Genomic DNA, 14,108 nt, shown 5'->3' with positions numbered 1-14,108 from the left:
TCCTCGTTCCTCCCGTGCGATGCATCAAAAGTAGCGGACTGCGGCCGCTGCCGGGCGCGGTCGAAGATCGTCGCACGCACCCGGAAACACATCGCGGGACGAGGCCCCGAACGCAACATCGCGGGGCGACGTAACCTGGTCGATGTGCTGAACATCCCGCGCCGCGCAGCTTCCGGGGGCCGGTTCCGTTGATGGATCGGCAGGTCGAGGTTGTTTCGGGCCCCCATGTGCTCATCCGGACGGCCGGCGCGGTGATCCTGGTCGCACACCGGGAACCGGGCCGGGTGCATGCGGAGTCCAAGGCCGCGGTGGCCGCGCGGGCGCTCGCCGATCTGGTTGCCGAGGTCACCGATCAGGCGCCCGACGGGCCCGGACGCCTGGTTGCCCGCCAGGCCACCCGCTGGCTGATGAAGGAGGCCGAGCGGATCTCGCCCGGGGTGCCCATCGAATTCGGGATCCTGTCCGCGTCCGATACCGGCGGGGTCGCGGTCTTCCTGCACGGATCGGTGACGGCGGTGCTGGCCGGGCCCGTCGCGGAGTACTACCGGGGCAGTGACGCGGCCTTCACCGTGGACCGGGTGGCCGATCGGCCCGCACGGGCGGCGGCATTGTTCATCGACGACGGCAAGGGGCGTGCGCCCGAGCTACCCGAGCGCGGCATCGGGGCATTGATCGAGGGCACCCTGACCGCGACCGGTGCGGTGGTGTGGTTCGAGGGCGAACCTGTGCTGCCGCGGCGACCGGCCCGGATGTCCACGGGGGAGCGGCGATTGGTGGAACCGCCGCCGCCGACCGCCGCCTTCGATCCGGAGCCGGAGCGGATTCCGCTGGATCCCAATCTGATTCCCACCCGGACCTCGGCGCGGCTGCCCACGGAACTGGATTTCGAGCGCGGCGCGCAGTCCGCGACCGCCGGCTACGACCCGGACGTGGACGAGTTCGCCGATGCCGAGACCGCGGAAGAGGCGTTGCCGCTCAACCTGTTCGATCCGCATCGCGCGCCCACCGAGATGGGCGGGACCAATCCCGCGCCCAAACCCGATCCGGACCTGCAGCGGCGGCTGGACGCCACCGCCAAGGCCACCGCGCTCACCGTCAAGGTGCTCGGATTCAAGTGCGCGCGTGCCCATCCCAGCGATCCGCGGGCGGCGTTCTGCACGGTGTGCGGGATGCCGGTGGATCAGACGCAGCAGGTGGCGGAGGTGATCCGGCCGCCGCTGGGCATGCTGATCCTGGACGACGGCATGACGTACGTGGTGTCCACCGATGCCGTCATCGGGCGGGATCCGGAGAACTCCGAGTCCGCGCGAGCCGGGCTGGTGCCCTTGCGGATCGACGACGCCTCCGGCGGCATGTCCCGGGCGCACGCCGAAATCCGTTTGGTGAACTGGGATATCACCGTGGTGGATCGCGGCTCCACCAACGGCACCCGGGTGCGGCTGCCCGGATACCGCGATTGGGTTCGGCTGCAACCGAATCAGCCGATGACGCTGCTCACCGGCGCCGAGGTGATGCTCGGCAACCGGGTGCTGCGGCTGGAGCCGGTCGCGCCGCCGCCGTTCGGGTAATCGCCCCGGTAATCGCTAGGAGTAGCGGGCTTTACAGGTGTCCTGGGTGCCCAGCACCCCGGCCCGGAAGGCATCCACCCGGGAGAATCCGCTGGGCACCGTCTGGCCGTTGGTATCGCTGGCCGCCAGCCCGTCGGTGAGCAGCCCCGAGACCGCCTCGTCCAGATCGCCCGCCGAAAGGCTCACGCTGCCTTCGGCTTTGGAGCGATACGGATCGTTCAGCTTGGCCGTCACCACCCCGGCCAGGCAGGCCGCGCGCAGGCCGGTCTTGGCGCCCTTCAGCGTCTGCCCGGCGGCATGCTGCACCGCCAGCGCGTAGCGGGAGATGAACACCACGTAGGCGGTGAAATCGCCGGTCACCTTGACCGGCAGGCCGTCGCTCTCCCCGGTATTGGAGACCCCGCGCTCGTGCAGCGCGGTGATATCGGTGCCGATGGTGTTGGTGGCCGGGCAGTACGTCACCGGGATGGTGTCGGAGGCATTGCGGCAGCCGAGTTTCGCGCCGCCGTAGTCGTACTTCGGTTCCGGATCGATCGGCATGATGGTGGCCATGGACTTGGCCAGGTCCTCCAGATTCGCCTGATCGACCTCGGATTCGCCCTTGGAGGCGTCATTGCCGAAGGTCTGCGGCAGATTGCCGCGGCGGCGCTCGATCTCGGCGGCGTCGATGGCCTTGCAGCCCTTGGCGCCGTCGGTGAACCCGACCTGCACCGCGGTCACCCGCTCGAACGCCGAACCGTGCACGCTCTCCGGATCGTCCGGATCGTCGTCGCGAATGGCGACGGTGGCGGCCAGCACCTGGTTCAGGCCGTCGGAGGTATTGATGGTGAAGTGCTTCGACTTGCCTTCGGCCACATTGCGAATGAAGGCGCCGGCGAAGCAGTCCGCCTGCTGTTCCTTGACGATGGTGGCGGTCTTGCGGCCGACGATATCGGCCATCAACTGGATGGCGTGGCCGTATTCGTGGGCCAGCACCATGACCACCGACATCTTGCCGAAGGTCTCCTGCACGGCGGGCAGCAGCACCGCGCGGTCCCAGCCGATCGAGCCGTCGGTCTTGCAGTAGGCGGCGTTGACCAAGCGGTAGGTGCTCTCGCCGCAGAACTCCACGGCCTGCGCGCGTTTGGCCTTCGAGCTCCAGGACAGGAACTTGTCGACCGGTTTGAAATCGCCGCCGAACTCCTTGGGGTACTCGCCCTGCCAATAGGTCTGGATGTCCTCCAGGGCATTGAGTACCAAGCGGTCGATCTCGCCGCCGTCGGTGTTCTGCGCCGTCAGCGTGGTGTCCGGGACATTGGCCCGCGGGCCGTTCGGGCCGCCCGTGGTGGGCAGGCCGGCGACCTTGAACGGATCGTCGTAGATGGAAACCGGGTGGCCGGAGACCATCCGGGTACATCCGGTCAGTAATGCCGCCACCAGCATCAGGATGCCCAGCGCCACCGCGCTCCGGCGTCTCGGCACGGCCACCCCCGGGCGTCTAGCCACTTCCACTCCCTCGCAGGCCAACGGACATCCGCCCGGGTCGCAGGCGAACGGTAAGTAAGCGCAAAGCCGATTGCCCGGGCCTTCGCATATTATGCGGCCATGTCTTCACCGGGGGCGCAGCAGATCACCGTGCGTCATGAGGGAACCGATCGGGTCTTCGACGCGAGCCAGCAGATCACCATGGGGCGGGCCCCGGAAGTGGCGTTGTTCGTGGACAGCCCGCTCGTGTCCAGGGTGCACGCGACCCTCACCTACGAGGCCGGATCTTGGATGCTGACCGACAACGGCAGCACCAACGGGGTCTTCGTGGACGCGCGGCGGATCACCACGCCGATCGTGATCAATCGGGCCACGCAGGTGCGGCTGGGGGACGCCATCAACGGGCCGCTGCTGCATCTGCTGCCGTCCGGGTCGCGGATTCCGGCGGGGACCTCCGCGCCGGAGAATCCCCAGTTCCAGGGTGGTGCAGGGGGATTCGGCGGGCAGCGGCCCGACGGCGGGCAGTTCCGGCAGGACGCGCCGCAGTTCCGCCCGGACGGCGGGCAGCGGCCGGAGGGGCAACCGTGGCAACAGGATCGGCGGCAACCGCCGGGGCAGCGGCCGGCTTCGGGGCCGCAGCAGAACGTGCCGCCGCAGGGGCAGCGTCCGCCGCCGGGGTACGGGCCGCAGCATGGTCAGCAGGGACCGGGGCCGGGCGGGCAGCGTGGGCCGCAGCACGGTCAGCAGCCGGGGCAGTTCGGTCAGCAGCCGGGGCAGCACGGGCAGCAGCCGGGACAGCATGGACAACAGCCGGGACAGCACGGGCAACCGGGTCAGTTCGGACCGCGGGGGCCGCAGGGGCAGCCCGGTCAGTTCGGGCAGCAGCCCGGTCAGCACGGGCAGCAGCCTGGTCAGCACAGTGGACAGCCCGGTCAGCACGGCCAGGGGCCCGGTCAGCAGTTCGGGCAGCGGCCGAATCCGGTGCAGGGGCGGCACGGTCCGCAGCAGTCCGCTCCGAATCCGTTGCAGCCGCCGACGCCCCAGCAGTCCGGCACGAATCCGCTGCAGTCCGCGCCGAATCCATTGCAATACGGCGGCCATGGCGCGGCGCAGGCGAATCCGCAGCGGTCCGGGCCGAATCCGGTGCAATCGGGCGGTAATCCGCAGCAGTCGGGGCCGAACCCGGTGCAGGACATGCCTTTGCATCCGGATGTTCCGGACAACATCAATATGACGGCGCGGGCGAGCACCGCGGCTTTGCCGCCCATGCGCGCGCGTTCCAATAAATCGGCTGTCGCCAAGGCCGATCGGCTGCCGCCCGGCGGCTTGAGCATCGGCCGCACCAGCGACAACGAGATCGTCGTCAATGATCCGATGGCCTCGCGCAAGCACGCCCGCCTGCTCGCCGACCCGCAGGGCCTCGCCATCGAGGACCTGGGTTCGGCCAACGGCACCTTCGTCAACGGCCGCCGCGAACAGCGCACCCTGCTGCGCGAGCGCGACATCGTCACCATCGGCAATGTCGACTTCGCGGTCGAGGAAGGCTCGCTGGTGCACCGCCAGCGGCCGATCGCCGAACAGGGTCTGCACGTGCACGGCATCGGGTTCACCGTCGAGGGCAACAAGCAACTGCTCGTCGATGTGAACATGCAGGCCGGGCGCGGATCGCTGACCGCGCTCATCGGACCGTCCGGTGCGGGCAAGTCCACGCTGTCGCGCCTCATCGCCGGCACCACCGCGCCGTCCACCGGCGTGGTCACCTTCGAGGGCCGCAATCTGCACGCCGAATACGACGCGCTCCGTTCGCGTATCGGCATGGTGCCGCAGGACGATGTGCTGCACCGCCAGCTCACCGTGAAGCAGGCGCTCGGTTTCGCCGCCCAGCTGCGGCTGCCGCCCGACACCAGCAAGGCCGACCGGCAGCGCGTGATCGACGGTGTGCTGGACGAGCTTTCGCTCACCCAGCACGCGGATACCCGGGTGGACCGCTTGTCCGGCGGTCAGCGCAAGCGCGCCTCGGTGGCCATGGAATTGCTGACCGGTCCCTCGCTGCTCATCCTGGACGAGCCCACCTCGGGCCTGGATCCGGCGCTGGATCGCCAGGTCATGACCATGCTGCGGGAGCTGGCCGACGCCGGGCGCACCGTCATCGTGGTCACCCACTCGGTGGCCTGCCTGGACATGTGCGATCAGGTGCTGCTGCTCGCGCCCGGCGGCAAGACCGCCTTCTGCGGGCATCCGGGCACGGTCCGCGATTTCCTCGGCACCAGCGACTGGGCCGAGATCTTCGCCCGGGTGGCCGACGATCCCGATCACGCCTTCGCCAATTTCCGCTCCCGTCAGGCCTTCGCGCCGCCACCGCCGGCCGCGCCGCCGGGGGAGAAGGTGAAGGGGCCGAAATCCAGTGCGCTGAAGCAGTTCTCGACGCTGTCGCGGCGGCAGATCCGGCTGGTGCTCGCGGACCGCGGGTACCTGGCGTTCCTGTTGATACTGCCGTTCGTGCTGGGCGGGCTGTCGCTGGTGGTGCCGGGCAGCAACGGTTTCCAGAAGGGCGCGCTCAAACAGATGCCGGACGGGTCGTTCCAGCTCGTCGGCGGCAGCGAATCCCAGCAGCTGCTGGTGGTGCTGATCCTGGGCGCGTGCTTCATGGGATCGACGCTGACCGTGCGTGATCTGGTGGGCGAGCGGGCCATCTACTTCCGGGAGCGGGCGGTCGGCCTGCGCTCCGGGGCGTACCTGATGTCCAAGATCATGGTGTTCAGCCTGGCCGCGCTGCTGCAGTCGGCGGTCATGGTGGGCATCGTGCTGGTCGGCAAGAAACGGCCCTCGGCGGGGTCGGTGATTCCGGCGGGCAGCCTGGAGCTGTACGTCGACATCGCGCTGACGGCCATCACCTGCGTGGTGGTCGGGTTGCTGCTGTCCACCCTGGCCAAATCCAGTGAGCAGGTGATGCCGCTGCTGGTGGTCACCATCATGGCGCAGCTGGTCATGGCGGGCGGTTTGATCCCGGTCACGGGCCGCGTTGTGCTGGAACAGGTTTCCTGGCTGTTCCCGGCGCGCTGGGGGTACGCCGCAGGGGCGTCCACGGTCGATGTCCGCAAGCTGTTCCCGAGTGCGCAGCCGGACAATCTGTGGAAGCACGAGTCGGGCATCTGGACGCTGGACGTGGCGGTGCTCGGGGTCTTGATCATCGTGCTGGCGCTGCTCACCTGGTCGCGATTGCGCCTGAAGAAGTCGGCTTCGTGACGCCGATGCGGACAGTGGCCGGAGCGGGACGGACGGCGTTGCCGGACCGGTGCGGGGGAGCGGCGCCGGGCGACGCGCCGGGGTTCGCCCTGCGCGAAGTGTCGGTTCGATCGCGCACCCCGCGCGCGGAACAGGCACACTGATGGCTGTGACAGTTCGAGTCGGCGCAGTGCATCTCGGCTGGGACGTGGTCTCGGTAGCCGCCGGTGGCGGCGGATCCCCGATCCGGCCGGTCCAGGTCGAAGGCACCTATACCCCGCCCGCATACCTGCTGGCGGACTCCTCCGGCCGGCTGCACACCGCCGGGGTGGATCGGCGTCCCGACGTCGGCATCGCCATCTCCGATGTGCGTGACATCCTCGGCCATCCGCAGATCGTGGTGGCGGGCGCGACCTGGCCGGCGGATCTGGTGTTCCGCGCCCGGCTGCACAATCCGGTCGAGGCCATCGTCAAACACCTGGGCGGCGCGCCCGACGTGATCGCCGTGCCGTTCCCCGACGAATGGCCCGATCCCAAGGTCGACGAATACGTCCGGCTGGTCGAGTTGCTCGGCTACCCCGCCGAACCGCTGCCGGAATCCGTCGCGCTCTCCGGGTACGTGCGCGCGCTGGGCCTGGTGCGCCCGGCCGGGCGTGGGCCCGCCGTCGGCGCGACCGGGGTCTACTCTGACGGCCGCGAATGCCTGGTGGTCGCCGTCCACGGCGATGACGAACGTCCCACCGAATCGGTGTCGGTGCCCATCACCGCCGAGGCGCTGCACGACGCCCGCTCCGCGGACAATGTGGTGATCGAGGTCATGGCCGCGGCCCGCGCCATCGACGCGGACACCTCCACCATCCTGCTGACCGGCAATGTCTGCTTCAACGACGCCGTCCGGCTGGCCTTCCAGAACCATCTCGGCCACCGCTTCCAGGTCGCCGATCACCCCATGCACGCCCTCGTGCTCGGGGCCGCCCACCTCTTGGTGGCGGACTACGACGTGGCGGCGGAACACCCCGAACCTCAAGCCCGCCATCAGGATCCGCGCGCCACCGGTCCGGGGCAGCAGAGCGGTGCGCCGCAGGGCGGAGTGAACCCGGCTGCCGTCGTCGACCAAGGCCCCCGCCACGTCCCCCAGCCGCCGCATCCGGCCCAGCCGCAGGCGCAGCAGCCGGCCCAGCAGCACCGGCCCGACGCACAGGCTCAGCAGCCGGCTCAGCAACAACGTCCCGAGCCGCAGGGGCAGTGGCCGGAACAGCCTCAGGCTCAAGCGGATTCACCGTCGTCCGGCGAATCCGCCCCCGGCCGAACGACTTCCGCTCGTCCCGCAACGGGCGCACAGCCGGTCATCCCCGCATCCGCCCACGACGACTCGGAAACCCGCCGTATCACCCCCGACGACATCGCACAGATGACAGCCGTCGTCGCCCATCACACCGATGCCCTGCGCCGCGCGGCCGCGGAAAGTGGCCAGCAGCCCGAGGCGGCTGGTCAGGCGTCCCAGGCGCAGCAGGCAGCTCCGGCCGGCCACGCTCCTGCCCCCGGTCAGGCGTTCGACGCACAGGGGCACGGTCAACCGGCCGATGCGACCCAGCGTGTTTCGCCCGGCGATTTCGCCCAGCACGCGGCTGCGGCGGCCCCGGCCGATCCGACCCAGCGGGTGACGCCGGAGGATCTCGCGAAGGCGGCGGCGCAGTACGCCGAGGCGACGCGGCAGGCCGCGGCGGCCGGGCAGCCCGCGGATGTGACCCGCCGGGTTACCGCGGAGGATCTCGCGCAGGCGGGAGCCGGTGCGCAGCAAGGTGTTTCGGGGCAGTCCGGAGTCGTAGATTCGGGGCAGTCCGGAGCCGCTGAGAATCCCGGCCAGCCGAGTGGTTCGCGGTCGCTCCCGCCGGGTCTGGCGAATGTGGGCAGCCGGTTCACGCGGCCGCCCGCCAAAGCGGGTTCGCCCGCGGACGATCAGATGACGGCCGTGATGGGTCGCCCGCAGCAACAACAGCAGCAACAGCCCGGAACCGGCTCGGTTCCCGGTGGACCGCAGCAGCCGGGCGGCGGTTCCGCCCCTGGCGGCTACGGCGCCCCGCAGGGTCCGGGCACCGGCACGTACGGTGCCGCGCAACCGGGTTCGGGCGGCTACGGCCAGGCTCCGGGTTCGACGTCCCCCTATGGATCCGGCGGTGGTTCGGCTCAGGGTGGCTACGGTCCCGCCGGGGATGCCGCAGCAGGTGGCTACGGTCCTGCCGGTGATGCGGCAGCCGGTGGCTACGGTCCCGCTGGGGATGCGGCAGCCGGTGGCTACGGTCCCGCTGGAGGCGAAGCCGGCTACGGCACCGGCGCGAATCCGGTGGTGGGTGGTTACGGCCCCGGAACAGGTTCGGGCGGTTACGGATCTACTGGTTACGGTTCCGGCGGTAGCGGGCCCGCGGCCGGGTACGGGCAGGGCGGCAACCCCGCAGCAGGCGGCTACGGTGCGGCGCCGGGAAGTGAATACGGCTCCGGTGGCGGCCAGGGCGGCTCGGCCGGTGGCTATGGAAATGCCGGTGGCCAGGGCAGTTCCGGGACCTATCCGGGGGCCGGCGGCAATTACGGTCCGGGTGCCGGTGGCTACGGGGCGCCCGGGGCCGGAAGCGGGAGTTTTGCTGGACCTGGTGGAAACGCTGCTGGTCAAAGCGGATCGGGGTACGGTGGGGCGATGCCTCACACTGGGCCGCCTCCCGCGAATTCGCCGGAAGACGCCGCCGGACAATCGGATTCGAAGTCGGAGTCCGAGGGTGGGCGCAAGCCCCGCAAGGGCAAGATCTGGAACAAGATGAAGGACAACCTGTTCGGTGCGCCCATCGTGGTGGGTGCGGCGGCACTGGCGGGCCTCGGCATGCATGCCGACGGCCAGTCGTTGCAGTCGGCGAGTGCCGCGGGAGAGATCGGCGTCGCCGATTCGCTCACCGGATCGGACATTCGCGGCATCGGCGCGCAGGCGTCCGGCCTACCGGGCTTCGCGCCCGCGGTTGCCGATGCGAGCGTCCGGCCCGTGTCCTTCCAGCCCGCATCGAACGCGGCCGAGACCTTCGACCTGGCGTCCGCCATCGACCAGGCCGGTCCGCTGTTCGCCGCCTTCGGCGCCTGGCCGTCCCTGGAGCGCGGCGCTGTCGAAGCCGGCGACACCTGCGCGTTCACCCCGTCCATCAACAGCACTCCCCATCCGGGCATCGCCAGCATCAACGACCCGGGTGCCCTGGACTGCCTGGGCCGCGGTACGGGCACCTTGCGCTACTCGGTCCCGGGCCCGGTCCGGGGCGTGGACCCGGGCCCGCCGCTAGCCATCTGACCGGCGGGTCCCGCGACTCACGGTCCGGTCGGCGGGGTCCCGCGACCCACGATCCATCGGCTCAGCCCGCGCGCTGCCTTCGCGGTGCGCGGGCTGCTCTTCTTTTCCGTCCCGGAACGCGGGCTGATCCGCACCGGTTTCCGGCGGGCGCACCCGCACTGGTATCGTGCTTCGTTGGCGTGCGGTACGGCCGGGCAACCGGTTGTCGCACGAGCCCCTGGGTCTCCACCGGCCGCCAGGGATACAGCTCGACCACACGCTTGGCTGGCAAAACCTACGACAGACAAGGGATGCACTGTGCCTACGTACAGCCCCAAGGGCGGTGACGTTACCCGCAAGTGGTACGTCATCGACGCCACTGACGTAGTGCTCGGCCGTCTTTCCGTGCAGGCTGCCAACCTGCTGCGCGGCAAGAACAAGCCGACCTACGCTCCGAACGTCGACGGTGGCGATTTCGTCATCATCATCAACGCCGAGAAGGTTGCCGTCTCCGGCAACAAGCGGCAGGACAAGGTCCTCTACACCCACTCCGGTCACCCGGGTGGTCTGAAGGGCCGTACCGTGGGCCAGATCCTGGACACCCGCCCCGACCGTCTGGTCGAGCGTGCCGTCAAGGGCATGATCCCGAAGAACAAGCTGGGCAACCAGATCATCGGCAAGCTGAAGGTCTACGCGGGCCCGAACCACCCGCATGCGGCCCAGCAGCCCATCCCCTTCGAGATCAAGCAGGTGGCCCAGTGACCGCTCCTGAGGAATTCAACGACGACTACGTCGTCGAGGACACCGCCGTCGAGGTCGTCGACGAGGGTGACGGCTACGAGGCCGAGGCCGAGTACACCGAGTCCTTCGCCGCGCCGGTCCTGATCGACCGCCCGGTGCAGACCGTCGGCCGCCGCAAGGAAGCCGTCGTTCGCGTGCGCCTGGTGCCGGGTTCCGGCAACTTCGTGCTGAACGGCCGCACCATCGAGGATTACTTCCCGAACAAGGTGCACCAGCAGCTGGTCAAGTCCCCGCTCGTCACCGTCGAGCGCACCGAGACCTTCGACATCTACGCCCGCCTGGTCGGCGGCGGCCCGTCGGGTCAGGCCGGCGCCCTGCGCCTCGCCATCGCGCGTGCCCTCATCGAGGTCACCCCGGACGACCGTCCCGCCCTTAAGCGTGCCGGCTTCCTGACTCGTGACCCGCGTGCCACCGAGCGTAAGAAGTACGGCCTCAAGAAGGCCCGTAAGGCGCCTCAGTACTCGAAGCGCTGATATTGCGCCGTCCGGCTCTACCGTGCCCGGCCCGTTCGCGGACCGGGCACGGTACGGTCTACACGGCGACCTGTACGAGAGCAGGCACCCGGCAACGGTTTTCGAACCGGCCGGGCGTCTGCTCTCGTGCTGTATACACAGACCAGGGGTGAGGTATGGGACGTTTGTTCGGCACCGACGGAGTCCGCGGGCTCGCCAACGACTCGTTGAGTCCTGAACTGGCGCTGCGCGTTTCGGCTGCGGCGGCACAGGTTCTGAGTCGCGGCAAGAAGCGCGCGCTGGCTGTCGTGGGACGTGATCCGCGCGCGAGCGGCGAGATGCTGGAGGCCGCGGTCATCGCGGGCTTGACCTCCGCCGGCGTGAACGTGCTGTCGGTCGGTGTGCTGCCGACCCCCGCCGTCGCCTACCTGACCGGCGTCTACGACGCCTGCCTCGGCGTGATGATCTCCGCCTCGCACAATCCCATGCCCGACAACGGCATCAAGATCTTCGCGGCGGGCGGCCACAAGCTGGACGACGTCATCGAGGACAAGATCGAGGCCCTGATCGCCGAAGGCGCGTTCACGCGCCCGACCGGCGCGGGCATCGGACGCGTGCTGGGCAAGCCCGGCCTGGGCGGTCACGTCTTCGACGCCGACGACCGCTACAGCCTGGAAGGCACCCACGAGCGCTACGTCGAGCACCTGGTCGAGGCCACCGCCCGCGACCTGAGCGGTCTCACCGTCGTCATCGACTGCGCGCACGGCGCGGCTTCCGAGGTCGGTCCCGCAGCCCTTCGCGAGGCCGGCGCCACCGTCATCGCCATCAATGCCGGCCCCGACGGCCTGAACATCAACGACGGCTGCGGCTCCACCCATCTCGAGCCCATCCAACGCGCCGTCCGCGAACACGGCGCCGACCTCGGCCTGGCCGTGGACGGCGACGCCGACCGCTGCCTGGCCGTGGACGGCACCGGCGCGATCGTCGACGGCGACGCCATCATGGCGGTGCTCGCGGTCGGCATGCGCGACGCCGGCGAGCTCGCCCAGGACACCCTGGTGGCCACCGTCATGAGCAATCTGGGCCTGCACATCGCCTTGCGCGCCGCCGGAATCACGGTGCGCACCACCGCCGTCGGCGACCGCTACGTCCTCGAGGACCTGCGCAACAACGGCTACACCCTCGGCGGCGAACAGTCCGGCCACGTCGTCTTCCCCAAGTTCGGCACCACCGGCGACGGCGTCCTCACCGGCCTCAAACTCATGGCCCGCATGGCCGAAACCGGCCGCACCCTCGCCGATCTCGCCTCCCTGGTCCAGACGGTCCCGCAGGTACTGGTCAACGTCCCGGTCTCGGACAAGTCCGCCGTGGCCCAGGCTCCCTCGGTGCTCGACGCCGTCGCCGAAGCCGAACGCGAACTCGGCGAAACCGGCCGAGTCCTGCTGCGCCCCAGTGGAACCGAACAGCTCGTGCGCGTCATGGTGGAAGCCACCGACCCGCACGCCGCGCAGCGCCTGGCCGACGATCTCGCCAAACTCGTCGCCGCGGTCTGAGGCTTCCGCACCTTCGAAGGGAACGGGGCGGTGCGCCTCGTTCCCTTTCTCGTTCTTCTCGGCCTAAAGCGTTTCGGTCAGCTTGCCGCCGTCGATATGCCAGCGGCGGGTGGCTCGGACGTTGTCGAGCATGCGACGGTCGTGGGTGACCAGAAGCACTGTGCCGGAGAAGGATTCGACGGCTTCCTCCAGCTGCTCGATGGCGGGCAGGTCCAGATGGTTGGTCGGTTCGTCGAGAACCAGGAGGTTCACCCCACGCGCTTGTAGCAGCGCCAGGGCCGCACGGGTGCGTTCGCCGGGGGAGAGAGTGTCGTTGGGGCGCATGACGTGTGGGCCGCGCAGGCCGAATTTGGCCAGCAGGGTACGGACTTCGGATTCGGGCCAGTCGGGGATCTGGGCGCTGAAAGTGTCTGCGAGAGTGCCGGTCCCGCGGAACAGGCCGCGGGCTTGGTCGACCTCTCCGACCGCGACGCCGGAACCGAGGCCCGCGGATCCACTGTCGGGCTTCGTTTTTCCGAGCAGCAGTGACAGCAGAGTCGATTTGCCCGCGCCGTTGGCTCCGGTCAGGACGATTCGATCGCCCGAATCCACCTGTACGGTAACGGGTCCCAGCTGGAAGTCGCCGCGCGAGACGGTCGCCCCGGACAGCGTGGCCACCACCGATCCGCTGCGCGGTGCGGCGGCGATCGACATCCGCAGTTCCCACTCCTTGCGCGGTTCCTCGACCGCGTCCAGCCGCTCGATCCGCTTGATGGTCTGCTTGATCTTCGACGCCTGCTTTTCGGTGGACTCGGCGCGTGTTTTGCGACCGGCCTTGTCGGAGTCCACCTTTCCCTTGCGGCGGGCATTGCGCACACCGTGCTCCAGCCAATTGCGCTGCATGACCGCGCGCGCCTCCAGGCCGGCCTTGGTGTCGGCGTACTCGTCATACGCCTCGCGCGCGTGCCGGCGCGCGATCTCCCGCTCGGCCAGATACGACTCGTAACTGCCGTCGTAGACGCCCACCTGCTGCTGCGCCAGGTCCAGTTCCACGATCCGATTCACGGTGCGGGCCAGGAACTCTCGATCATGGCTGATCACCATGAGCGGCTCCCGCACCCCGGTCACGAACTGCTCCAGGCGGGCCAGGCCGTCGAGGTCGAGATCGTTGGTGGGCTCGTCCAGCAGCAGAATGTCGAAGCGCGACAACAGCACCGACGCCAGCCCGGCACGGGCCGCCTGACCGCCGGACAGGACGGTCATCGGTGTTTCGAGGCCGTGCGGCAGGCTGTCGGCCAGCCCCAGTTCGGCCGCGATCTCCTCGGCCCGCTGCTCCAGATCCGCGCCACCGAGGGCCAGCCAGCGTTCCAGCGCCGGCGAATACTCGTCCTCGCCGCCCTCGGCCAGCCGTTCGGCCGCCGCGTCCATGGTCTGCTGCGCGGTCGCGACTCCGGTTCGCCGCCGCAGGAATTCGAGCACGGTTTCGCCTTCGAGGCGTTCCGGCTCCTGAGCCAGGTACCCGACCGTCGCGTCCGGCGGGCTCAGGGTGATCTCGCCTTCCGGGGCGTCACCATCGGCCAGGATGCGCAGCAGCGTCGACTTGCCCGCGCCGTTCACCCCGACCAGCCCGATCACATCGCCCGGCGCCAGTACGAGATCGAGGTCACTGAACAGGGTCCGTTCGCCGTGTCCGGCCGCGAGTCCGCGCGCCTGCAGAGTGGTGCTCACCAGGGCGATTCTGCCCTGCTCAGGGTGACACCCT

Annotated in this window: 8 protein-coding genes; 6 read left to right on the top strand and 2 right to left on the bottom strand. The window is 69.7% G+C overall.

What is annotated here, in order from left to right; genetic code table 11:
* Positions 1 to 191: 191 nt before the first annotated feature.
* Complete coding sequence (locus LTV02_RS26590) at positions 192 to 1,568, top strand: FHA domain-containing protein (protein ID WP_233034575.1); 1,377 nt, start codon at positions 192 to 194, stop codon at positions 1,566 to 1,568.
* A 15-nt stretch (positions 1,569 to 1,583) separates the two neighbouring features.
* Here LTV02_RS26590 and LTV02_RS26585 read toward each other — a convergent pair whose 3' ends face one another.
* Positions 1,584 to 2,990 carry a neutral zinc metallopeptidase gene (locus tag LTV02_RS26585; protein WP_233041716.1) on the bottom strand — a complete coding sequence of 469 codons (1,407 nt, stop codon included), beginning with the start codon at positions 2,988 to 2,990 and terminating at the stop codon, positions 1,584 to 1,586.
* 162 nt (positions 2,991 to 3,152) lie between these two features.
* Between LTV02_RS26585 and LTV02_RS39520 the strand changes: the two genes are divergently transcribed.
* From LTV02_RS39520 to glmM, 5 genes are all read left to right on the top strand, one after another.
* Positions 3,153 to 6,278, top strand: a complete 3,126-nt coding sequence (locus tag LTV02_RS39520; protein WP_332909535.1) for an FHA domain-containing protein — start codon at positions 3,153 to 3,155, stop codon at positions 6,276 to 6,278.
* A 148-nt stretch (positions 6,279 to 6,426) separates the two neighbouring features.
* Positions 6,427 to 9,582: a hypothetical protein gene (locus LTV02_RS26570; RefSeq protein WP_233034573.1), complete on the top strand. Its 3,156-nt coding sequence runs from the start codon at positions 6,427 to 6,429 to the stop codon at positions 9,580 to 9,582.
* Between the two features lie 297 nt (positions 9,583 to 9,879).
* Positions 9,880 to 10,323 (top strand): 50S ribosomal protein L13, encoded by a 444-nt coding sequence (gene rplM, locus LTV02_RS26565; RefSeq protein ID WP_067711732.1) that lies wholly within the window; start codon positions 9,880 to 9,882, stop codon positions 10,321 to 10,323.
* Entirely contained in the window at positions 10,320 to 10,835 is a 516-nt protein-coding gene (gene rpsI / locus LTV02_RS26560; protein ID WP_084534919.1) for a 30S ribosomal protein S9, read from the top strand. Before rplM ends, rpsI begins: the two co-directional genes overlap by 4 nt.
* 155 nt (positions 10,836 to 10,990) lie before the next feature.
* A complete protein-coding gene (glmM, locus tag LTV02_RS26555; protein ID WP_233034571.1) occupies positions 10,991 to 12,367 on the top strand; it encodes a phosphoglucosamine mutase in 1,377 nt (458 codons plus the stop codon).
* Positions 12,368 to 12,430: 63 nt separating this feature from the next.
* On the opposite strand, the gene LTV02_RS26550 is transcribed toward glmM, so the two are convergent.
* Positions 12,431 to 14,074 carry an ABC-F family ATP-binding cassette domain-containing protein gene (locus tag LTV02_RS26550; protein WP_233034569.1) on the bottom strand — a complete coding sequence of 548 codons (1,644 nt, stop codon included), beginning with the start codon at positions 14,072 to 14,074 and terminating at the stop codon, positions 12,431 to 12,433.
* Positions 14,075 to 14,108: the final 34 nt, after the last annotated feature.

The organism is Nocardia yamanashiensis (assembly GCF_021183565.1).
Lineage (GTDB): Bacteria > Actinomycetota > Actinomycetes > Mycobacteriales > Mycobacteriaceae > Nocardia > Nocardia yamanashiensis.
The sequence above is the reverse complement of the archived record's forward strand: the minus strand, read 5'-3'. Positions and strand labels throughout refer to the sequence as shown.